Origin of the sequence: Desulforapulum autotrophicum HRM2 (assembly GCF_000020365.1) — a bacterium.
Lineage (GTDB): Bacteria > Desulfobacterota > Desulfobacteria > Desulfobacterales > Desulfobacteraceae > Desulforapulum > Desulforapulum autotrophicum.
Genome location: NC_012108.1, coordinates 4,448,602 through 4,471,465 on the forward strand (window position 1 = coordinate 4,448,602; position 22,864 = coordinate 4,471,465).

A 22,864-nucleotide genomic window follows, 5' to 3' on the forward strand; every position below is an offset into this window, starting at 1 on the left:
CATTATTTCCCTCAGCCGAAAACCGGACCACATGATTTTTTAGCCGTCACCTTTTTTTTAAGGACAGGATGTTCCTTGAAGTAACGCTTGTCCTTTAATAAATGACATTTTTTGTATTTTGATCCACTACCACACCAGCAGGGATCATTCTTTCGCGGTAATATTGCAGGGGGTACTTGTTCATTATTATTAAAAAACCGACTGAGCCAGCCCATAGAAGATGCTCCTATTTTTTACGAATATTTAAAGCGTTATAGTATATGCGGAGCATTGATTTTGTAAAGAATTAATGATCAAATTAAAAATTTCACCCTGTCTACATATCCTTTAATATCACATTTCCTTTCAAGCCCGGACGCTGCCATATATCGGACCTTACCGAATATGGGCCTTTCAAACCAGGCCCGATCATGCAGGCCGAAAATCCAGCCAACCCCGGCATAGGAATTGGGGTCTCTGCCATCCAGAAAATAGGCGTTATTAAGGTCTATCATTGTTTCATAAGCCCGGAGAGGTGTGGGGCTCCATTCTAAAATCTTTTTGCCCCAATACATTCTCATATAATTATGCATGAAACCTGTAACGATCATTTCCTTCATGGCGGCATTCCAATATTCATCATGGGTGCGACATGCGATAAGCTGTGATTTTGTATAGACAGGGTCACGCACATCTTTTTCATGCTCTGCCAGCGTCTTTGTCGGCCATGCGGGAAGGCAGCCCAAAGAATCATAATACGGATTAAAATAAACAAAATTGGCTGCCAGCTCTCTTCTGACAATCAGTTCTTCCAGGTATGCTGCCGCAGCTTCTTGAGCTTCATTTTTACATGCTTTTATTTTAAGCGCCAGATACAAAGGTGAAATCTGGCCGAAATGAAGATACGGGCTCATGCAGGAGACAGCCAGATATTTAGGCTCATTTCGATGCACCGCATATCTTGAGAAGTGCTGGTCTAAAAACACGTCAAATCGAGCCTTTGCTTCAGATGTTCCCCCCCTGAAAATGTGGGAAACCGGCTGGATACTGTCATCAACATTCAAATCCTTCAAAACGGTTTTTATACGCTCCAATTCTGTACTTTTTAAAGCAATTTCAAGAGACGGATTCCGCAATTCAATATGTTCGATGGGTGTGAGATATTGATCCAGCTGTCGGCTGATTTTCGGCCGTATGGTATAGGCCGCATATTCTGCCTTATCAGATACCTGTTCAACAGGAATCACAACATCTGTTTCGACCTGAACAACAGGGCAGCCTGATTTTTCTGCTATGGCCTTCCGCCAGGCCCTTTGATGACGTAAATACCCTCGGTCACAAACGATCATGGACGCCTTTCGTCCAATATCCAGAACCTCTTTAACCGGGTGTCCGATCCTGAAAATCATCCGGATTCCCCTTTTTTCAAGGCTCTTTCTCGTTTCATTCAACCCTTCAAGCATAAATGTGTAATGTCTCAAATTGGCGTCCGGAGAGTCGTTTGTCAAACTGAAAACCACCACCACCATTTTATCTTGCTGATTGGCTTGATATATAGCGTATTCCAAGGCATGGTTTTCTTCGGCCCTCTGAGCCTGCTGCATCCAATACAACACATATTCACCGCTAATTACACGTGCACGATTCAGCTTTTTTATCCGGTTTTTTAACTGCATTGTTACTTCGGCTCCTTTAGAAAAACCATCTCCGACGGCTGCAGCAACCCATTTATCCAGCGTTCAGGCCAACAGGACAAGCCGCCTTGGGCGCCAAGCAGTGCACCTAAAACAGCACCTCTACCGGCATTGCCAGGGCTTCCCAATGAACATGCCGTAAAATGCGCCTGCTGCCCGATCTTTATAGGTTGATTCGGCTGTCATTTCATTATCCCATCGGTTCAATTGTTGAACAAACGCCATCAACTCCGATGACCTGCCAAGCCAGAAAAGCCCGATTGTTTGGAATACCTCTTTTGTCAATTAAGGCCCATGATCAAAATAAAATCTTCCAAAACATGGTCTAGGATTTTTCTTAACCGGAGCCTACATCTATCGGAATCAGAATTTCGTTTCGCCTCAAGAACCACGGCATAAAGGGAGGGTTATATCGAGCCCATATGGGAACACCCACAGCGGTAAAACCCATTCTGTGAATCCATGACTCCAGTTCCGCCTTATATCGCAGATAGCCCTTCTCGCTCCAAAAACCAGAGTATCCTACGACAGCCATCCGTCGAGCTGGTATCTGTCGCAATGTAACCTCTAAATTTTCTGGCGCAGGAAGGGTTTCCATCGTGTATCCGCTTGGCATCATGAAGCTTACCACCCAGCTATCTTTATCAGGCGCCTGCGTCACTGGAGCTGTCATCTTGATCTTTTCCCCCTTTTTTTGTTGAGATACAGGGGCCGTCATCGATATTTTGTCGCGTGACCGATTGTCACCGGAGATATACCCAAAGAGTTTTTTGAATGCGATATTACCAGCATCTTCCATATTTTCTTCTACAACGGTTTCGGCAACAATGTGGGTTGAATAATCACGGACCTCGAAATGATTGTCTTTTTTTACCACTTTGTACTTAACCTCTTCGATGGCCATGGCATGAACGGTTCCAATTATTATAATCGCCGTTACACTTATAATTATTAAAAAGAATTTCATCTGATGTTTCCACTATTTGTCGACCTTTTGAATAAAAAAGACAGAGCCTCCAAGAGGCTCTGCTGTTTCATATTCCTGGCTCAAAGTTTGTATCATCCGGCAACATCAATTCCAGGATCGCACCCAAGGTTTTTATCCGGTTTTTCACACTCAAAGTTTTTACTACGGGTATCTACGTGACCTTCTTCTGACTCTTCTTTGCTTTCTGTATAATCTTGTGTTTTATCCGTCGTCATTTAATCACCTCATTGTTTTTGGTTAATTAAAATTTCGTTCGATTACTTAGAATATAATTTAAGTCTGAATTCCAGTATTTCAATAAGGGCATAAAGAGGGCTTAATGATAGGTTAAAACAATCTTTTGATTCGTTGCCACATCCAATTTAGGATAGGATCATGATTTAAAAAAATTCTATGATTCAGGCTTTTTACCTTTGCCTGACAGGGCAACAACAAAGGAAACCCCCCAGGCACCGGCCAGACACAATAGGGTGAATATCAGTGAAAACCGCCACCCAAAATACGCGATCAATACAGGTATCAGGACCGGTTTCACGGCCCTGCTGGATAAAAAATTGGCCAGGTATACATCGTCCATGTTCTTCTCTTTCAATGTTTTGAGAAAGGGGAACCAGGCAAAAACAGGCCCCATGGAAACAATACCGGCCAGGGATGAAAATATCATTCCTTTGATTCCAACCTTTTGGCCCATGAACCGGGTGATATGGGCAGCCGATATATAGAAGTTGAGCAAAAACATCATGACAAGAGCTATGAGCAAGGGCAAGGCCACCTGCAAGGTAATGTTTTTTATAATCTTGAGGGCTGGAATGAGCCGGTCCGGCATGGTCACCCACACCAATAGGTAGACAACAGCGACACAGACTGGAAACATCCAGGATTTTACCTGCTTTGACACTTGCATTACCATACCCCCGCACAAAAAACCGTCAGCAGGGAGGCAAGAATAGTCACGACAAAAGCTGCCCCGTTACGGACCAGGGCAAACCGAACACCCAGGGCATGGGCCTCAGCAGGCATCTGGACCAACCCGATGCTCACCCAGGACATCATCAGAGCACAGACCCCGGCCCACCCTGCTCCCAATTCCAGCAAAGACTGACCGATGACATAGGAATTCACCGGATTGCCAGCAAAGATGCTCCCGGCAAAGGCCCCAATGATGGTGTCTGTCAGCGGGTTTCCAGAAAAAATTTTCAGGATCAGCTCCCGGGACAAAAAGGACTGAATCAGCCCCATGATCAGGATGACGCCCATCAAAACCGGCGCCATGGAAAAAAATTGTTTCGCAGTTTTTTTAAGGGCCATGTGGACAGATGTTGATTTTTGTATAGACGCCTGGGAAACCGGGGAATCAGCATACTTCTCAATCAGGTCTCGCACCCGGCCGCTAAGGCCGGTAATCACCCGAATACCGCTGCTTTCAAGGGGCTGGGCAATATGGGGGGCAAGATGACCGACCATCAGTATTTGGGCTTCCATTTCAATCAGACGGGCAAGGGCCTTGATGCCGGCACCGGATCGGGTTGACATTGGCGGGGCCTGAACCGCCTCAAAACTCATGTCCAAGGTGTCCACAACAATGAGCCAGTCGGCACTGCTCACCTTGCCTGTAATCCGGGCATCAAGATGGTTATTATCAGCAGGAAAACCAATTTTCATAGACCGTCCCCATCTCCCATTCGTACCTTTGATTTAAAAAGCAACACCCCTTTATCCCTCATTTTCTTTCCTCGTGGTTGCAATTTTCATTGTAATGGGAGGTTTTATCATAAAACCAGGGCAATGGGCAAACCCCTGAGTGAATAGCAGAATTTATGTGAACTACTCGCCCCTAAAGGGGCAGAGCTTCCGAAGTTAGGCCGCTCTGCCTAACTCCTTCTTTTTTGACGTTTCACAGCCATGAGCGCATATTCCTTTCGGTTTATGCGTCTTACCTTTGGCTCCACATCCTATACCCAAAAGAACACCTCTTTTGGACAACTCCGTTCCAGAGTCTAAAATTAGTTTGATTGCTCGTTTCTTTATCACCTTTTGTGCGTTATTATCCGCATTATCAGTATTTCCGCAGTTTAAGCACAAGAATAACTCTTGGCTCCTCCTGTTGTCGGAGTGAATGTGGTCGCAAGCTGCACATTCCTGAGAGGTGTATGCTGCCGGGATCTTAAATGTAACCTTACCAGCTCTGTATGCTTTGTATTTGGTGAAAGCTTCTATCATGTGCCATCCTTTATCCAGGATAGCCTTGTTAAGACCAGCTTTAGCGTTTACACTTTTACCGGGATTCTCGATTGTACCCTTGGCAGATTTGGTCATATTCTTCGTTCTCAAATCCTCAAACACATAAACCTTGATGGCTGGCTTGTCGATCAGTTTTCGACTGGTTTGATGACAGAAATCTTTTCGGATATTGGCTATTTTTTCATGGGCCCTGGCAATTTTATTTTTAGTCCGGTTTCTGCGCCTGGAGCCTTTTTTCTGTTTGGATAACTGGCGATTCAGGCGTTTCAGATACTTTTCTTTCCCTTTTTTCTTTCTTTTTTGCTCAGGTGTAAAATCAAAACATTCTTTTCCAGCCTGTACCGGTCGAACCACACCCCGGTCAATACCTATGGTCATTCTTTCTAAATCTTCTTGAGAACATTGGGAAAGGATTTTAAGTGCTTCTTTTTGATCATTTAAACCAGACTCATCAATACCATCATTAAAGACCAGTGATACGGCATATCGTCCATTTTGTTTTTTAATGTAAATTGATTTTGGTTCTTTAAATTTCCGGTGGGTTTTAATTGATAAATAACCAATGTTGTTCCGCTTGGAGCCAATAAACAAACGGGTTACCCCGTCTTCACATTTTTCGAACCGGAAAAGTTCTTTAGTCAGGTGGATGCTACCCCCATCTCGTTTGTTTTTAATTCGGGGCTTACCACATAGACCTTTTAAAAAATGTTGATAGGTATCATACCAGTTGGCCGCAGAATTTCTCAATATCTGACTGGGGCAATTGAATAGCCATGGAGATAATTCTTTATCTTTGTACAAAGAATACTTTTGATCAATGGGGGCATATGTGTTAACAGGCAAATATTTCCTGGCAAAATTAGTCAGATATTTGTTGTCTTGGCATTTTGCATTCCAAATGAATCGGGCGTTTCCCATCCATTGACTCAAAATTATTTTTTGATCTTTCGTGGGATGTGCTTGTAGTTTAATGCCCATTAACATTAGATATTTTTCCTTGAATTTTAACCTAACATAAATTATACCCTAGTTAAAATAGGGTATCAAGTATATGGATAAAAAGTACGAATGGAGAACAGGCAGAAGTTGTGTTTATGACATTAATTTACATCTTATATTTGTAACAAAATATCGTCGTAGAGTATTCACAGAAGAGATGCTTTCCAGATTAGATTTCCTATTTGGAGAGACCTGAAAACAAATGGATTGTAAATTACATGAGTTTAACGGAGAAGATGATCATGTGCATTTGCTATTGTCATACCCACCAAAGCTTGCAATTTCTAACCTGGTGGGAAAACTGAAAGGAAAGTCAGCATATTTTCTCAGAAAAGAATATTGGGATCAGATTAAAAACAAATTATGGGGTAAACACCTATGGTCTCCCAGTTATTGTGCTGTTTCCTGCGGTGGGGCTCCCTTGGATATAATCAAACAATATATACAAAATCAACAAAAACCAACTTGTCAGAAAAGTGTTAAAAAATCTATTGCGCTAACTGGCCGAAAACGGACTCGCTTGACCCGCCCCTGAAGGGAGCGGGATTGCGCTTCGTCATTGTTCAAAAGCATTGAATGCTTTGGATTGACAAGTTGCTGCTTGAAAAGGAGAATACCTTTGACTGGATCGATTTTTTACCCAATCATAGCCCATAGACCCGAGAGCATAAAGGCTCCCAAAGGTGCCGTGTGATCAGCCAGCAAAAAGAAAGGCGATACGCCCAATGGAGAAATAAAAATAATGACGATTAAAAAAAATACCGGTTTAAATGTTTTATATATTCCTCACGGTGGCGGCCCCTTACCTTTACTTGATCACAAAGGACATCTTGAGTTAATTGAATTTCTAAAAGAAATCCCTGAACAGCTCGAACCACCAGACGCCATCATTATTGTCAGCGCCCATTGGGAGCAGTCAATTCCCACCCTGACCGCAAGTGCTTCTCCGCCCTTGATTTATGACTACTATGGATTTGCACCGGAAGCTTATGAGATCGACTACCCTGCTCCGGGAGCCCCCCGGATCGCAGAAAAATTGCTTTCAATCCTGGAACAACACAAAATCCATGCCCAACTGGATAAAAGGTGGGGGTTTGACCATGGCATGTTTGTTCCCCTTAAGCTGATGTACCCGGATGCCCGGATACCCTGTATTCAGTTGTCATTGATTAATGGTTTGGACCCATTGCAGCATATCAAATTAGGATGCGCATTAAGGGCATTGAGAGATGAAAAAATATTAGTTCTTGGCTCAGGGTTTTCTTTTCACAATATGAAAACGTTTGGGGAAACAGGAAAGGATCCCAAAAACATTGAATTTGATCAATGGCTGGTAAAAACTATGACAGACCCTCTTTTGTCACCTTCTGACAGGCAAGACAGGCTGGTTAACTGGGAAAATGCTCCCCATGCTCGATACTGTCATCCAAGAGAGGAGCATCTTCTGCCCCTGCATGTTTGTTACGGCATCACTGAAATGCCGGCCAGATTGGTTTTTCATGGATCTGTTCTTGGTAAAAAAAGCTGTGCTTTTCTCTGGCAGTGAGAAGACCTGGCCTGGGCGCAGATTACAAAAAGGTGATGAATCATGCCACAGCCAGACGCCGGGTGGCCCGGGTCAATCGTGCCGGCATGGGGTATTTCAAACGCCACACAATGGACATGGGCCGACTGCCCGTGTGACTGTCATAGCATGCAGGGCCAAGGAAATAATAGGGACAGGCAAGCCCATTGGCGGTTTTTTGTTCCCGGACAAACAGCAATATCTGGTGACCCTGTTTTTCGTGAAGGATGTATCGTTGTCCCGTGGGAGAGGTGTCGCTGGTGGTACTCTGGGACTGCCAGTGAAACAAACCCTCGTCCAGGGCATAATCCTTGTACATGGTGGTGGGGGAATACTCTTTTTCCGTTTTATTCAAGGTGATAAACAACAGGTCTGCTCGAATCTCCGGCAAAAACTTCACGCCTTCCCGTAACTTTATCCGGTTTTCCAGGGTAAGGCACCCAAGGCCGGCCAGAATCTCATCCCGGGTGTAACGGGCATGGACCGAAAGGGGACAGGAAAAAGGCAGATCTGCGGGGTGCACAAGGGAATCGGCCCGTTCCATGAGAATTTCCATCAACCCGCACACCTCGTCCATCAAGGTTTCATTGGTTTTCAAACGGGACAAATTGCTGAAAAGTGTGGTTTCCGGAGGGGCGCTGTTCCAGATGGAAAAACAGAACAGTGTCAGCAGCTGTTTCATCCCAGAATCCATGGCATCCAGGGAGGCTGGGTCCAGATGTGATCTTAATACAGCCAACAGCTGTTCAAGCTGGGCCGGGTCATTGTGGTGGCAGAACCGCCGCAACCCCCTGGTCAAAATCGGTTCATCAGGATCATGGAACGACTCTTTGAGACCCGCCTGCACACACAGCCGGGACCATGCTCCCCTTTTGTAGACGTCATCCAGGGTCAGATGGTGATGATCCACGAATCGATCCAGGGTCAGGGCAAGGCCCGTTTCCGCCTCAAATGTGGCCATACGTTGGATCATCTGGTTTTTACTGGCATGGGTCAGGGCTTTTTTTATGTTATCCAGCACATGGCGCTGGGCCTCTTTTTCCATTTCAATGACACAGCCCGACGGCAACGAAGGAAAAGAGGCCGTAATTTCATCTTCAACGCGGCTTGAAGTTTTGCCCAGCAGGGACCGGAACCGGATCTCAAAATTAAATTTCTGGTGGGCCTGGCCAATGAAATCAAGAACAGTGAGGTGCTCTTTTCCCTCACACAGCCGTAGCCCCCGTCCCAGCTGCTGCAAAAAAACGGTCAAACTCTCCGTGGGCCGAAGAAAAAGCACTGTATCAATTTCCGGGATGTCCACCCCCTCGTTGAAAAGATCCACCACACAGAGAAAATTCACATCTCGCTGCTGCAGGCGTTTCACGGCCGCCCGTCGGACATCCCGGGCAGTCTCTGCCGTAAGTGCCATGGCTGAAATACCGGCAGCCTGGAACTTTTCTGCCATATACCCGGCATGGGCCTGGGAAACACAAAAACAGATGCCCCGGGCAGCGGAAACATCCAGCAGAATCTCCTTTGCCTTTTCAATGATCAGCCGGGCACGGATATCATCACCGGTGATAAGCAGTTTTTCAAGCCCATTGCGATCATAGCCGCCCCGTTGCCATTTTACATGGGAATAGTCCACACAATCGCTGATGCCAAAATATTGAAACGGAGAAAGCAGTTTCTGGTTGATGGCATCGGGCAACCGGATTTCAGAGCAGATACGGCCATGGAACCAGGCCAGAATATCCTTGCCATCGGCCCGTTCCGGTGTGGCCGTCAATCCCAGTAAAATCTTCGGCGTAAAATAATCCAGCAATCGCTGGTAACTGGGGGCAGCACCATGGTGAAACTCATCCACCACAATATAGTCGAAAAAATCCGGGGGCACCTGGTCCCACAGCGCCCTTGCATTAAGGGTCTGCACCGATACAAAGAGTTTCTCCAGATGGTCAGGCCTGTGGTTGCCCACCCACAACTCTCCAAAATTGTGGTCCCGTAAGATATTTCGAAATACCCCCCGGGATTGAACAAGTATCTCCTCCCGGTGGGCCACAAAAAGCATTCGCTTTTGCCCGGGGCGTTCAAAGGATTGTTTAAAATCAAAGGCCGCAATAATGGTCTTGCCCGTGCCTGTGGCTGCCACCACCAGATTTCTCCATCGATGGTGCAAGGCTCTTTCCGCTTTCAGTGTGTCCAGAATTTCCTGTTGATAGACATAGGGGACAATATTGAAAAAAGAGAGTTCCTGATCGGCTGAGAATGCGCCGCCACCCCTTTCCTGGTTCAGGGCGCGTTCCAGGCGCGGCAGAGATTCCAGGGAGATGGGTTCGAACTCCCGGGACCGCAGATAGGTCTCAAAGGTGGCATTGATCTTTTCCCAGAGATGATCCGATTCCTGCTGGCACAGCTTCACATTCCACTCCAGGCCATCGGTCAAGGCAGGATTTGAAATATTGGACGACCCCACATAGGCCGCACCAAAAGCGCTTTTCCGGTGAAAGATATAGGCCTTGGCATGGAGGCGTGTCTGCCGGGTATTGAACGAGACCTGCACCTCGGTGTTGGGAAGGGACAGCAGAAACTCGATGGCTTTAAGATCCGTTGCCCCCAGGTAGGAGGTGGTGATGACCCGCAGCCGACCATGCCGGGTCAAGGCTTTGAGTTCATCCTTGATGATGCGGATACCGCTCCATTTAATAAACGAAACCAGCATATCCACCCCATCGGCGTGCAGCATTTCCTGTTTGAGCTGGGAAACCAGGGAGGGGTCACCGGATGTGGCCGTAAGCAACGCCCCCACGGACAAAGGCGTTGCCGGTCTGGGGGAATTGGCAAGGGCAGGATCAAGGACCTGCAACAAACGTCTGCCCTCCAGATCAATTTGCCCATGGCCATTCTGATCCTTTTCAATGGATTTACAGGCCGAAGAGATGAGTTCATTGCACACGGCAATCTGTTTTGAAAGCTTGTTACTGCCCTTGACCCGTGCCAGGATGCCGGCAAGGTATTGTTCCATGTGCCGGGCCAGTATGCCGTGGCTCTCTTCGGTGTCCACCTGGGTGGTGATGCTTTTGAGTCCATGGTCCAGTTTGGCCAGTTCTTGCTTGAGTGCCTGGGTGATCAGTTGTTCGTATAATCCGGGTGGGATGGACATGGGTTAATTTCCTGAGATATTCTGCACAGGGGGCTCTGCTTCATAAAGGATTAACGTCGCCCTTCACCCGTCGGGCGTGAAACCGAGAAAGGTCAAAGGCGAGGATGGTTATTATACAAAAACCTACATTACAGCAGCACCGTAAGCCCGGTCGGTGTGCAAGGGGTTTGCTATGTTTTTACCAAGGAACCAAAGTCGACTACATTAAAAAACTATTAAAAGACTTACACCAATCTCCGCCACATACAGGTAACACCCGACTAATTCATGGACCACTTTGCATAGCCTCATCAATCAATCAGCTGATCCTAATTCGAACATTGATATAAAAACCCAACTATCAGTATCGCCATAAAACCAAGTTGTAAAGATTAATTATAGTTGTTCCATTAATTGCAGGTGAAGTTTTTGTCAGCGGATGATAATTGCTAATAAGGGCAGGATTTACATGAATTGTATGTGCCACCGGTTAAGGGATCAAAGAACCAAGAATCCGGGACAAGAAGTTTTATTTTGGCCTCGAATTTCCCCAAGGGAGGGAATGTTTAATACATGTAATAAGTTTATTGCAGAAATGAGATAAAATTCCTATCCACCACGATATAAGGTATCAAGCTTGCCAAAGATAATCTTAACCATTTAGTTTCTTATCTCTGATTTTCTTGTTTTTATGGCAAAAAAATCATGCTGTTTCATCATAACTCTTTGCTAATTCAGGAATTATTACCATGGTTTTCAATTTCATTCCCATGGTGATTACCTGACTGCCAAATCGTGTCAAATAGTATTTGTAAGTGTGGGCTATTTTTTTAATCATACCGTGAGTATGCAATCTTTTTAAAATTCTTGAAATTTGGCTGCTTGAGTAAGATCCAAGCTTTAATCGAATATTTCTGTTTTGAAATCCACTGATTGTAAATTCTCCAGATATTAATGAGTGTAATATCTTCATGTCATCCTCACTGAAGAAATTGAATCCTCTAAACGGCCGATCATTCTTGACAACGGTCTTTGAAACTTTTTTTAGTTTTTTAATCCCAGCACTTGGATCAACAATATCTGAGATGAATTTAAGGAACCGATTGTTGGCATTAAACAGTATTCTGGTTAAAGGCCCCAGGCTATATAAACCTTTCTTCAGAGGTGCCAATTTCATTGAAGTTGTTCCATCACGATGTTCTACCTCACGGTAGTGTTTAAAGAAAGAGACATTATTTGTGGTCGTTTCTATTCTGAGAATAATGCCGTATTTATCATACATTTTTATCGAATTTGCACCCATTTTGAATTTGACGCATGTTCCCTCTATCCTTGTCGAAAAGTTATTACCCACCTCATCTTGATATAATGGATGGAGCTTTTTTCCAAGAAAAGTAGCTATATTTTCGGGTTTAACAGAGTGAATAGCAGTTCTAGTTAAATTTTCATAAATCAGTTTTAAGTCTTCCTGACGTTTAAAAACAATGTCTGTCGCATACTCGACCTGCATAATACTCCAATGGTAACTCAAGGGGAAATGCTTGACAGCCGGACAATAAAGGCTTGCAAATCCATCGAGTTTCTCATGAATGTGCTTTATGTTTAGATCGTTACTTAATTTTTGAGCAGATTCAAATGACTCCGTTTGAAAAATTGCATTGTCCCGTATTACACTTTGAATACCTTCTTTTCTCATGGCAGAATTGAGGGCATTATGCCCATTGAAATATATTTGTAATCTAAACGGGCACCATGTAGGGACCCGGATATAGCAAAGCCCCAAATCTTCATCGATCAAATAAAAATAATAATGTAAACATTTTCCCTGGGTTCCTTTCAGGTAGGTTTTCCCAGTTTTTTTATTATGCCAGGGTCTATAGGAAGGACAAGCCTCCATAGCGGAAAGGATATGAACAAGGCCAGGATGATCACCACGTTCATTAATGACCTTTTCAATTATTTTTTCTTTGCGAACGTTTCTTTTGCGAACAAATTCAATTTCAAGGCCATTCTTTGAAGCAACGTCTTCAGCATTGTTTCGAATTTCGTCTTTAAAAGGGGCTGCAAATTTTGGATAATCAAAAATTCTGATTTTCTTCATGTAGAGATAACTTGTCATCCCAGCAGCAAAGCAGATTCCAGGAATTGTACCTTGAATAATAATGCGGTCATAACAGTGCAAAACGCCAGATATTTGATCGGAATATCTTTCAGTCAGTAACATAATTAACCTCCTTTAACATCTGCATATTTTGGAAATTATTATACTACGTATTTGGAATCATAGAAACTTTTTGAACCTGCGAGGTTAGTTTTCTGACTGGAACCATAAATTTTAAAATACGACAGCAGAGGTGAACGGAAACAGGTATCTCCCGAAGCGGGTTAAATGGCAGCGGTCAGCATGGACGCTGAAAGAGCTGCCATTTCCCTCGCAGCAGCCCATGGACGGGCTGCGAGAATGAGCGTAGGGTATACCTGTTTTCGTTCACCGGACTTATACTATTTTCATATGAATAAGGTTAACCGCACTGGCCAACCCTTTTTGGTTCTGGCTCGTCCAGGTTAGGTTCCGACAAAGGTTAAAAACAATTAATGTTGAGTAGCAGTTTCTACTTTTTAGAGGCTTAGAATGGTCATAACTATTAATAATAGTCCGCTCTTTTAAATCCAGCTTTGGGGGAAAACATAATAGCCATAGTCAACAGTTGAAAATATTAAGGATACCAGTTCAAATCAAAACAGTTTTTCAATTAAAATTGAAGCAAGGCTTTACAAGTTAGTCTTGACTTCTGAAAGGTCAATTTACCATAGGATAATTTTGTCATAGATTTCCTTTACACGCTTACCGAATACTGGTAGGTATGAAATTCGGCAGATAAAGGAAATATCCAGATCTGTATAGTCTTCATATCCGTATGATATCCAGCTATATATCGATTCATGAAAGATATACAGATCCACACATCATATTGTACATGACAAACGCACTGGCATGTAGAAAGATCAACGAAAAATAAAAAAAATGATTGGTGGGAGGCATAATCATCATGAATGAAGAGAGACCTAATATAGATAAAGATGTTGATACTTCAGCTGTTGGAAATCTATACAGAGGACTTGTGGCAAGTTGGATACATCAAGACAAAATGCTGTGGGGACGAACGAGGCTTTTATACGCGATTCAAGCGGCCTTGTTTGCTTCCTGTTGGTTGTTTTATGAAAATAACTACCTTTGGATAGTTCTGGGAATAATTATTATAGGTATCACGTTAACGAGCTGGATTCGTTATTTGATTAAATTGGACGATACTGACCGAGAATACTTCTATCCATTGATCGAATGGTCAGCAGCTTTACTTTATTATAGTGTTCCAAAGCAAAATAATCAGGACCTAAATATTTGTGACTCCAAAGCTAAAAAGGCCTTCCAAATGATTCAGCATCCGAAACTCCGTGGCACTGATGTCTTATTCCGGACAATTGGGTTATTCATTTTCATTGACATAAGTGTGTTTTGCTTTTTCGTATATAAAATAATATGCTCGGATTAGCAACAGACAGAGGACCAAAATATTTTATTCAACAGTATTAGTTTAAAAATGGGGTCGAGTCTCTATTTAAGATTTAATGGTTATTTCAACAACTCAAATCCACCGGGCGAGCCGGTGATTTAGGTGGTTGGGCGTCACTCAAAGGAGGTGGTTGATGTCACCAATGTATGACAAGCCAGTTCGTATCCTGATGCAGGACATGATTCCTGCGCTAGGGATTAAACCGGGCGATACGTTCTCCCGTGACCAAGCCATTGCTTGGTTCGCCGCAAACTATCCCAAGATCAAGAAGGGAACGGTAACTGCACATTTGATGCGCCTTTCAACCAATGTCGCATCGCGGCATCAGTACAGCCCCCGAGCCGATGGTTCTGATGATGTCTTTTTTAAGATGGATACCCGTACTTTTAGGCTCTACGAACAAGGAAGCGACCCCGTACCACTGACGACGGGAGTTACGGACCAATATCAAGAAGATATTGAAGATACCGAACCTGAAAATACTGGAGAATTTGCTTATGAGCGTGACCTGAGAGATTTCTTGGCCAGGAATCTTCATCTCATAGAACCGGGCCTATCTCTGTATGCTGATGAGGGAATGTCTGGTATCGAATTCCCTGCAGGTGGTCGCTTTATCGACCTCCTTGCGCTCGACGGCAATGGGGATTTCGTAGTTATTGAATTGAAGGTGTCGAAAGGCTATGACCGAGTTATTGGCCAGCTACTCTGTTATGTGAACTGGATCAGGCAAAACCTGGCAGATCCTGAGCAACGTGTACGAGGTTTTATCATTGCCAAAAGTATTAGTGAGGACCTTCGACTTGCAACATCTAGTCTTGCCGAGGTGTCGCTATTTGAGTATGAATTGTCAGTGTCAATTACGCCGGTCGAGGCGTCTGCGCGGTGACGCCCAACAAATCGTTGCAAGGGACGTTTGACCCGCTGCCCATTTTTGTTACCGCAAAAACAGGCATCGCCTCAAACGCCCCTGAACTCAGACGTTCGGTTTAGAAAGGAAATATGTCTCTTAATCATACATCTAAATTTGCAGAATTGACGAATGAACAATTTCAATTAATTGGCAAAATCGTTGTTGAATGGGCAAATATAGAGTTTTTACAAAAACAGATATTAAGTCGACTTCTCTTTTCACCAGAATTCATATCCCGAACATATACAGACCGTATGAGCGCTGTAAAGGTTCAAGAATCAATAAAAGAATCTATAGCTCTCCATCGGAATCGATATAGAGCAAATATCGTAAACGAAGAAATTTTACATGAAATTGAAAGGGTGAACGAAGAGGTTCATAATGCGAGAGCACATCGAAATAAATTTGCTCACTTTTGTTGGTTTCGTAGCACAGATGAAGAAATTTGCGGAACAAATTTTTCTGCTGGCTTACCCGAGAGCAAAAAGGGTAAAAAATCATTTATTACAATAAACAACACTGAGTTGAATCGTCTATACAAAGAATCATATAACTTAGTGGATAAAATTAATAAGCTAATTGACAAACTTCCAGAGATAGAGGAAGAAACTTTGACAAGGATAACTTTAACCGAACAATTGGGTAAAGCAGACCCAAAAAGCCGAGTTTAGGTCTTTTTCATTATAAGTGAGCCGTATAAGTAAATTTTTAATAAATTCAATCTGTGTTGACGGCTTTTTCGGCTGCTTACCTGCTAAGTCCCAAATTATTTGGACCCGCTTCCCACATTCATCGTTCTGTTTCTGGTTGGTAAGTACCTTCGGATGTTTTGAACATTAAAATCATAATTTCCTCAAAAATTCCGGATATTAGCGGGGTACGCAGGGTAAGCGGGGTATGATTTTTTATTTTTTGGGCGGGGTATTGAGGTCAAATAATGTTGGAGTAATCAGGTCAGTTGTTCTGAGTGGTAGCACTTACCCAGGACGTTACATTCGAGAGGAATAACCAATCATTACCCAACCGTTGAGAAAATAACATAGATTATAAAAACAAAAAAAAGAATCATTAAGGATTTTGTTATGAATATTATAATTTCTGTCGAGGTAGCAGAGCAAAATTCACTATTTCCCCACTTATTAGATGAAAGTGGCCTCATATCAAAGCATATTTCTTTGGAAAACGATATCCTACTATCTCCGCAGTTTACAACAATTAATAAAAAGAGGGCTGTTGGGGTGTCTGATATCCTAAATTTTATTCTTAGTATCCCAGTGGGGATTGCAACAGGCTTAGCGGCGAATGCACTTCACTCTTGGTTTGTGAAAACCAAAACTCAAAGGGCAAAAATTAATAAAACAGAAATAATTATTACAGATGACAAAGAACAAACAATTCGTTTGATAATTAAATCATTGACTGGAGAGTGAATATGGTGATTTTTGATAACCCCACATACAAACATAGCCATAAGTTGGCAAGAAAAGAAATCACTGGTAGAATGTTGGGCAAAAAGAGTGCATTAGTAAAAGGCATTGCTACAGAACCATTGCGAAAAAACTTGAATCAAATGTTGCAAGCAATAGCACTGAAATCAGATGAAAAAATTAAAGAAACTATCAGTTCAACAGCAATTGAATTTATACCCTTTGGCTCAGTGAATGGAGAAGCTTGCTTTCCGCCAAGTGAACCGGCATTCGTTCTTTTAGATACAGGAATAGCTGATTTTGCTGGGAACAATTCTGCAATTTTTAGTAGTTTATTACATGATGAGGGTAAATTCAGTGATCAAGAGATACTTGATTATTTGTTTTCTTCAGCATTAATTTATTTTGAACGTGGTGAAGATTGGGATAGCCGACGAGACGCAATCTTTGCACCAAAGCTAAATTACTCAGAAATACCCCCAAGCATAGTACCTAAAGCTATGGGACATGCTCACTCTCTCATTTTATTTTTTGCACTCCATGAACTGGCCCATGTAATAATAGACCCAAATGAATTGAAAGATGTTGATCCTTGGAGAGAAGTTAGCAACATTTTAGGGGTTGATGCACCTCCTGCATTATCCTCACAGTTTGGAGAAAGTATAGCGGACATTATGGCCTTTGACCTCATAATGAATTTTGCAACTTTTTGTGTTCCTGATCCAAAAATGGCTGTGAATATTCTTAGTGGTTTGGACATAGGGTTGACCTTTATGATGTTTTTTCAGGGGGCATTTCCTAATCGTCAATATTCTAAAAAAATAATCCAAGTAAATGAGTTTATGGACCATCCAGCTGCTTTTCAGCGGCGTATTTACTTTAGAGAGCGAGTGAAAGAAAAAATGAAACGTTTTAGTGACCATCTTGCAATAGATTTTCTATCAGAAGCTCAACGTTGCGAAGAATTAGTATTTCGTTATGGTGAAAAAATACGAAATGGGGCGACCCCCTCAAAGGAGTTCTATCTAAAACGTCAATTAGCGTATCAGGTGTTTGAATAGTGTAACATAACTTTAATTCTTGCCGGACCAAGTCAACAGTCTGAATATATTGAGCGAATCCCGAAAAAACACCCTGAGAATTGTCTTAGGTTAACGTTTTCGGCTCCAAAAACAACACTGTAAGAATTATATGGGTTTCCAACAATGCTCTTGCTACGGGTCGCAAAAAGCTGCGACCGCAGAAGAGCAAGGTTATCTACTTTAGGTAAATATTTAGAGAGGACAGGAAGATACGTTTCAAGTGAAACCATCTTTTTAAACTGTTGGAAAAGAGTAGAGAAGGCAAAAGGCCCTGACCATCCAGATGTCGCAGCCACATTGAACAACCTGGCCGGGCTATATGAGTCCCAGGGCAAATATGAAGAAGCAGAACCCCTTTATCAAAGGGCTCTGAAGATCTTAAAGGCCCAGCTTGGGAAAGATCATCCAAATACAAAAATTGTGCAGAGGAATTATGATGAATTCAAAAGGGAGAAAAAAATTTAGAAATCTTATTTTTAGTAAAATTTTAAGGAAAAAATCAGACCTCACATTATGTCTATAAGCCCCCTGTTTAATGGGACTGAGCACTATAACGTATAATCCTTACTTTTTCGACCCCAACAACCACTCCAGACTATCCCTGTCAGTCCACACCTTTTCTTAAATCAATAAAAGTCAATAATTCTTACATTATTCGTCAATGTCTTAAAATTAAACCATACATGCATTATTCTCAAATTCCATAGACCAGCTGATTCCCATATTCAGTTGAGTGAAGAAATCAATTTTATTAGAGATAAAGCATCTTCCAAAATTTAACCAAATTACAAAAAAACAGATTCACATTAGCTGAACAAAAAAACACGATATCATGACACTGCCTCAATAAAAATTTTCTACACCCGGATGAGCGTCCTTTAATTGCAGTAAAACATACGTTTGCCAGATGATCTTGATACCATACCACCCACGCTGAACAATCATGAAGTTCAGATTTTCACGCTTAGTGAATTCAGGTGATGTTCCATGAATCCGTCCCATCTCCATTAAAAATAAATTTAACCATAATCTCCTTGCCATCTTTTTGCATCAGGAATAAATTCACGTTCCATGGAATGGAATCCTTAAACGTTCTGGAGAATCTGTTATCGTTCCTTGTTCTTCAGACAAAAAAGGATTGATTTATTCTTTATGCAACTCACAGGGGCAGTGAATGGATTTAACACCAATTTTCAATCAGGCATGGGAAGTGTTTGGGATTCTCATCCCTGTCGCAATTTTAATAGGATTGATCAAAACGCCCTGGTTTAAAGGCGTTGCAGGTGAATTAATTGTTAACCTTTCGGCAAAATTCATGCTGGATAAAAAGGTGTATCACCTGATAAAAAATGTTACCCTGCCAACGGAGGACGGCACCACACAGATCGACCATATTATTGTTTCAAGGTATGGGGTCTTTGTTGTTGAAACAAAAAACATGAAAGGCTGGATATTTGGCAGCCCTCACCAAAAGACATGGACCCAGAAGATTTACAAACATTCAAGCAAATTTCAAAATCCCCTCCACCAGAACTATAAACATGTAAGGACTTTACAATCATTGCTTGAACTTAACCCGGAACAGATACACTCGGTCATTGTTTTTGTTGGCGACAGCACCTTTAAAACCCCAATGCCGGAAAACGTAACCTACGGCTTTGGTTATGCCAAATTTATCAAATCCAAAACAAGTCCCGTTTTATCTGAGGGTCAGGTTGAAAACATCGTCTCTCATATTAATGGCGGCAGACTGGCAAGATCTTTTAAGACCAACCGGGATCATGTTCGACACGTCAAAAAAATTGTGGCTGAGAAAGAGAACACACCCTCTTGTCCTAAATGTGGGATGCCCATGGTAATGCGTGAAGTAAAACGGGGAGAAAACAAAGGAAAACAATTTTGGGGCTGTGCAAACTATCCAAAATGCAGGGGCACGGTGAACCTCTGACCTTGGCTTGATCATGTTTTAGACAAAACTCCGTAACATTAGCGCCGCCCTGCACTTGGAAAGATACCCTGTTTCCGGTCAGGCATGAAATAGGATAAAAACGTGGATATTGCTGAACAATCATATCTTATCAGTGGGGGGACGGCCGACCCCTTGCTACCCCACCTTTTGCAGGCAATAGACAAGGCCACGGCAATTCAGATGGCGGTTTCTTTTACCCGGATGTCAGGCCTTCGCCTGATAAGCAGTGCCCTTGAAGAAGCCCTGGCCAGAAAGGTACCATTTGAATTTCTGACCAGTGATTACCTTGATGTGACAGAGCCTGCAGCCCTTCGCCGATTGATGCTTTTACACGAAGCCGGAGCCGACGTCCGCATCCACGCCTGCCACAACGGAGGTGCATTTCATACCAAGGCCTATATTTTCATTCGCAACGACAGGGAGGGCATTGCATTTATCGGCTCCAGCAACCTGTCTGAAAGCGCATTGACCCAGGGGATAGAATGGAACCTTTGCATCGACAGCTGCCAGACACCATCGGCCTTTGTCCAGGCGTGTACTTCTTTTTCACAGTTGTTTAACAAAACAACGACCCTGGGATTGTCCTGGGACTGGATTGAACAGTATGAGCAGAGACGGGTGCCCATTGAATTGCCTGATTCTGAAATACCGCCGCCGCTTCCAGCGCCCCACCCTATTCAGGAACGGGCCCTGGAAGCCCTGCGGGACAGCCGGAACAACGGATTACAGCGGGCACTTGTTGTCATGGCCACTGGGGTTGGAAAAACCTGGCTTGCCGTTTTTGATATTCTAAGGAACGGCTTTGGCCGTGTTCTTTTTGTTGCCCACAGGGAAGAGATCCTGAGCCAGGCCGCATCAACCTTTCTGACGGTCAACCCCAGGATGAAAGTGGGTTTCTTCCATGGCAATGAGAAATCTGAAGATGCAGATATCCTGTTTGGTTCGGTCCAGTCACTTGGCAAAAAAATCCATCTCAAAAAGTTTGACCGAACAGCCTTTGATTACATTGTCATTGATGAGTTTCACCACGCCTCGGCAGCCTCCTACCAGAACATTCTCAATTATTTCACCCCATCCTTTCTGCTTGGCCTGACGGCAACCCCTGAACGCAGTGACGGCCGGGATATTGAAGCATTCTGTGACAACAATGTTGCCTTTCGCTTTGATCTTACTGAAGCCATTGAAGCGGGTCGGCTGTGTCCATTCACCTACTTTGGGATCTACGACCGGCATGTGGATTATGAGTTGATCCCCTGGCGCAGCAGGCGCTTTGACCCAGCAGAAATAGAGACTGCCTTTGAAACCCAGGCCCGGGCCCTGCAGATATTTGAGGAATGGACGGAAAAAGGACAGAGCCGCACCCTGGGCTTTTGCGTCTCGATTCACCATGCCGATTTCATGGCCTCTTTTTTCAGTGGCAAAGGCGTAAAAGCGGTTTCCGTTCATTCAAAATCCATGGTTCGCCGACACGACGCCATTGACCGGTTGAGCAATGGTTTACTGCAGATCATTTTCTGTGTGGACCTGTTCAATGAAGGCGTTGATATTCCAGGGATTGACACGGTGCTCATGGTACGACCAACCGAATCACCCGTGGTGTACCTCCAGCAGCTTGGCCGCGGCCTCAGGCTTAAGGACGGCAAAGAGCGCCTGGTGGTGATTGATTTCATCGGCAACCATCGAAGCTTTCTCCAGGGTCCCCAGGCGTTGTTCGGGCTCCAGCCGGGTAGCCCTGCCTTTGTCGATGCGCTCAAGTCTTTCCAGAAAGGGACATTTGCGCTTCCCCCGGGTTGCAAGTTGCACATGGACCTTGAAGTCATCGATGTTTTCAAAAAAATGACCCGGATCAACAGAAATCCGAACAGAATTTACGAGTATCTCAGCGAACTCAATGGCCGGCGGCCCACAGCTCTTGAAATGAGCCACTATGGAATCACGTTTGCAGCCATCCGGCGCACACATGGCAGCTGGCTGCAGATGCTGTATGCTAAAGCAGACCTTGAGCCGGACATTTTTCAACAGCTGTTCAGCCATATTGGCTTCTTCAGGGAAATGGAAAAGACAGCCCTGACCAAGTGTTTTAAACTTATCACCCTTGAAGCAATGATTGAGCTCAACGGGTTCATGGAACCTCCTGGGACAGCCATCCTGGCGGACAAGGCCCTGGCCGTCCTCCTGCGTCGGCCGGTCCTGCTCCATGATATTCACGCAAAGTTTGCCCCCCATGAAAAGATACGGTTCTCAAAAGCAGATGAATGGCATCGCTACTGGCTTGACAACCCAGTCAATGCATTGATTGGCGGCAATCTATCCGGCAGAAAACAGAAACAAAACGTCTTTTTTTCAGTCGCCGACGGTAAGTTTGTATACAAAAATCCGGTGGCACCTGAAGCCCAGGAATTGTTTGAATCACTGCTGCAGGAGATCGTTAATTGCCGTCTGGTGGGTTATAACCCGGCGGTAGCAAAAATTCAGGCGGTCGTGTGCAAGCTAATAAGAAGTGGCACCGCCCCGATTATCAAACTCAATGACAGCCTGAGACCGGTTTTACCCAAAGGCGAGACGAGCATCCGCATTAATGGCAACCTATATACAGCCCGGTTTGCCAAAATTGCCGTCAATGTCATACAGAATGAGGCTGGAGAGAATATTATTGCCGATATTCTGCGCAACTGGTTTGGCCCCCAGGCCGGAATGCCTGGAGAAATCCACCAGGTCCGTTTTGTTAAAAAGGATAAGGAATGGCGTCTGGAGCCCGTTCAAATTCAGCCAGTAGAGAGCGCCAGTGCGCCTGGGGCTATAACCCATACGGCCCGGTTCGTTACGGACCCACCCGTTGAACAGCGGTTTAAAACATGCGTGCCCTTTTATACCCTGAAGGCTGCTGCAGGCAATTTTGGATTAGATACGGGGCTGCCCTTCAACGGGGAGCCGGCAGGGTGGGTATTGATTGATGATACCAAACCGGACATGTTTGTCCTCCAGGTTTTAGGAAAATCCATGGAACCCCTCATCCCCGACGGCGCCTATTGCTTGTTCCGAGGGGGATCTGCCCTGGGCGGATCTCGAAACGGCAGAACCGTGCTGGTTCAAAGCAGTGGGATTTTTGACCCTGACACAGAATCTTCATTCACAGTCAAACGCTATCGCAGCATAAAGAAAGAGGACCCTGAAACAGGTTGGCGGCACTCACAAATTTTCCTTGAATCCGTCAATAAAGACTTTAAAACCATCCAGCTTGACCCGGAAAACAAAGAAGACTTCGCCATTATTGGAGAGTTTGTACGGGTTCTTCCTGAACCTGAGACCTGA

Annotated in this window: 18 protein-coding genes and 1 pseudogene; 10 read left to right on the plus strand and 9 right to left on the minus strand. The window is 43.9% G+C overall.

Annotated features, from left to right (window positions below; translation table 11 throughout):
* Window positions 1-11: 11 nt before the first annotated feature.
* The 7 genes from HRM2_RS26205 to HRM2_RS19550 all read right to left on the minus strand — a co-directional run bounded on the left by HRM2_RS26205 (window position 12) and on the right by HRM2_RS19550 (window position 5,880).
* Entirely contained in the window at window positions 12-215 is a 204-nt protein-coding gene (locus HRM2_RS26205) for an SEC-C metal-binding domain-containing protein (protein WP_015905758.1), read from the minus strand.
* Between the two features lie 78 nt (window positions 216-293).
* The gene (locus HRM2_RS19525) at window positions 294-1,655 is read right to left on the minus strand and encodes a deoxyribodipyrimidine photo-lyase (RefSeq protein ID WP_015905759.1); all 1,362 of its coding nucleotides are present in this window, start codon (window positions 1,653-1,655) and stop codon (window positions 294-296) included.
* 355 nt (window positions 1,656-2,010) lie between these two features.
* Window positions 2,011-2,640, minus strand: coding sequence for an SOUL family heme-binding protein (locus HRM2_RS19535; RefSeq protein WP_015905760.1), 630 nt, complete (start codon window positions 2,638-2,640; stop codon window positions 2,011-2,013).
* 92 nt (window positions 2,641-2,732) lie between these two features.
* Window positions 2,733-2,876: a hypothetical protein gene (locus tag HRM2_RS27195; RefSeq protein WP_187149284.1), complete on the minus strand. Its 144-nt coding sequence runs from the start codon at window positions 2,874-2,876 to the stop codon at window positions 2,733-2,735.
* Window positions 2,877-3,052: 176 nt separating this feature from the next.
* Window positions 3,053-3,565, minus strand: a complete 513-nt coding sequence (locus HRM2_RS19540; protein ID WP_015905761.1) for a hypothetical protein — start codon at window positions 3,563-3,565, stop codon at window positions 3,053-3,055.
* Complete coding sequence (locus HRM2_RS25540) at window positions 3,565-4,323, minus strand: NifB/NifX family molybdenum-iron cluster-binding protein (RefSeq protein ID WP_015905762.1); 759 nt, start codon at window positions 4,321-4,323, stop codon at window positions 3,565-3,567. Before HRM2_RS25540 ends, HRM2_RS19540 begins: the two co-directional genes overlap by 1 nt.
* A 195-nt stretch (window positions 4,324-4,518) precedes the next feature.
* Window positions 4,519-5,880 (minus strand): RNA-guided endonuclease InsQ/TnpB family protein, encoded by a 1,362-nt coding sequence (locus HRM2_RS19550; RefSeq protein ID WP_187149285.1) that lies wholly within the window; start codon window positions 5,878-5,880, stop codon window positions 4,519-4,521.
* Window positions 5,881-5,953: 73 nt separating this feature from the next.
* On the opposite strand from HRM2_RS19550, the pseudogene tnpA reads away from it, so the two are divergent.
* A pseudogene (gene tnpA, locus HRM2_RS26210) lies at window positions 5,954-6,364 on the plus strand (IS200/IS605 family transposase); the annotation flags it as partial.
* Between the two features lie 279 nt (window positions 6,365-6,643).
* On the plus strand, window positions 6,644-7,447 hold the full coding sequence (locus tag HRM2_RS19555) for a DODA-type extradiol aromatic ring-opening family dioxygenase (protein WP_015905765.1): 804 nt from the start codon (window positions 6,644-6,646) through the stop codon (window positions 7,445-7,447).
* Between the two features lie 40 nt (window positions 7,448-7,487).
* Here HRM2_RS19555 and HRM2_RS19560 read toward each other — a convergent pair whose 3' ends face one another.
* Together HRM2_RS19560 and HRM2_RS19565 are read right to left on the minus strand one after the other, a co-directional pair.
* The gene (locus HRM2_RS19560) at window positions 7,488-10,610 is read right to left on the minus strand and encodes a DUF3427 domain-containing protein (RefSeq protein ID WP_015905766.1); all 3,123 of its coding nucleotides are present in this window, start codon (window positions 10,608-10,610) and stop codon (window positions 7,488-7,490) included.
* A 682-nt stretch (window positions 10,611-11,292) separates the two neighbouring features.
* Entirely contained in the window at window positions 11,293-12,813 is a 1,521-nt protein-coding gene (locus tag HRM2_RS19565) for a hypothetical protein (RefSeq protein ID WP_015905485.1), read from the minus strand.
* 826 nt (window positions 12,814-13,639) lie between these two features.
* On the opposite strand from HRM2_RS19565, the gene HRM2_RS19570 reads away from it, so the two are divergent.
* From HRM2_RS19570 to HRM2_RS19605, 8 genes are all read left to right on the plus strand, one after another.
* Window positions 13,640-14,143: a hypothetical protein gene (locus tag HRM2_RS19570; protein WP_041273388.1), complete on the plus strand. Its 504-nt coding sequence runs from the start codon at window positions 13,640-13,642 to the stop codon at window positions 14,141-14,143.
* 154 nt (window positions 14,144-14,297) lie between these two features.
* Window positions 14,298-15,050: an endonuclease NucS domain-containing protein gene (locus HRM2_RS19575; RefSeq protein WP_015905769.1), complete on the plus strand. Its 753-nt coding sequence runs from the start codon at window positions 14,298-14,300 to the stop codon at window positions 15,048-15,050.
* A gap of 113 nt (window positions 15,051-15,163) precedes the next feature.
* Complete coding sequence (locus HRM2_RS19580; protein ID WP_015905770.1) at window positions 15,164-15,745, plus strand: hypothetical protein; 582 nt, start codon at window positions 15,164-15,166, stop codon at window positions 15,743-15,745.
* Between the two features lie 411 nt (window positions 15,746-16,156).
* On the plus strand, window positions 16,157-16,504 hold the full coding sequence (locus tag HRM2_RS19585; RefSeq protein ID WP_015905771.1) for a hypothetical protein: 348 nt from the start codon (window positions 16,157-16,159) through the stop codon (window positions 16,502-16,504).
* Window positions 16,505-16,506: 2 nt separating this feature from the next.
* Complete coding sequence (locus tag HRM2_RS19590; RefSeq protein ID WP_015905772.1) at window positions 16,507-17,562, plus strand: hypothetical protein; 1,056 nt, start codon at window positions 16,507-16,509, stop codon at window positions 17,560-17,562.
* A gap of 144 nt (window positions 17,563-17,706) precedes the next feature.
* Window positions 17,707-18,048: a tetratricopeptide repeat protein gene (locus HRM2_RS19595; protein WP_015905773.1), complete on the plus strand. Its 342-nt coding sequence runs from the start codon at window positions 17,707-17,709 to the stop codon at window positions 18,046-18,048.
* A gap of 709 nt (window positions 18,049-18,757) precedes the next feature.
* Window positions 18,758-19,531 (plus strand): nuclease-related domain-containing protein, encoded by a 774-nt coding sequence (locus tag HRM2_RS19600; RefSeq protein WP_015905774.1) that lies wholly within the window; start codon window positions 18,758-18,760, stop codon window positions 19,529-19,531.
* A gap of 102 nt (window positions 19,532-19,633) precedes the next feature.
* Window positions 19,634-22,864: a DEAD/DEAH box helicase family protein gene (locus HRM2_RS19605; protein WP_015905775.1), complete on the plus strand. Its 3,231-nt coding sequence runs from the start codon at window positions 19,634-19,636 to the stop codon at window positions 22,862-22,864.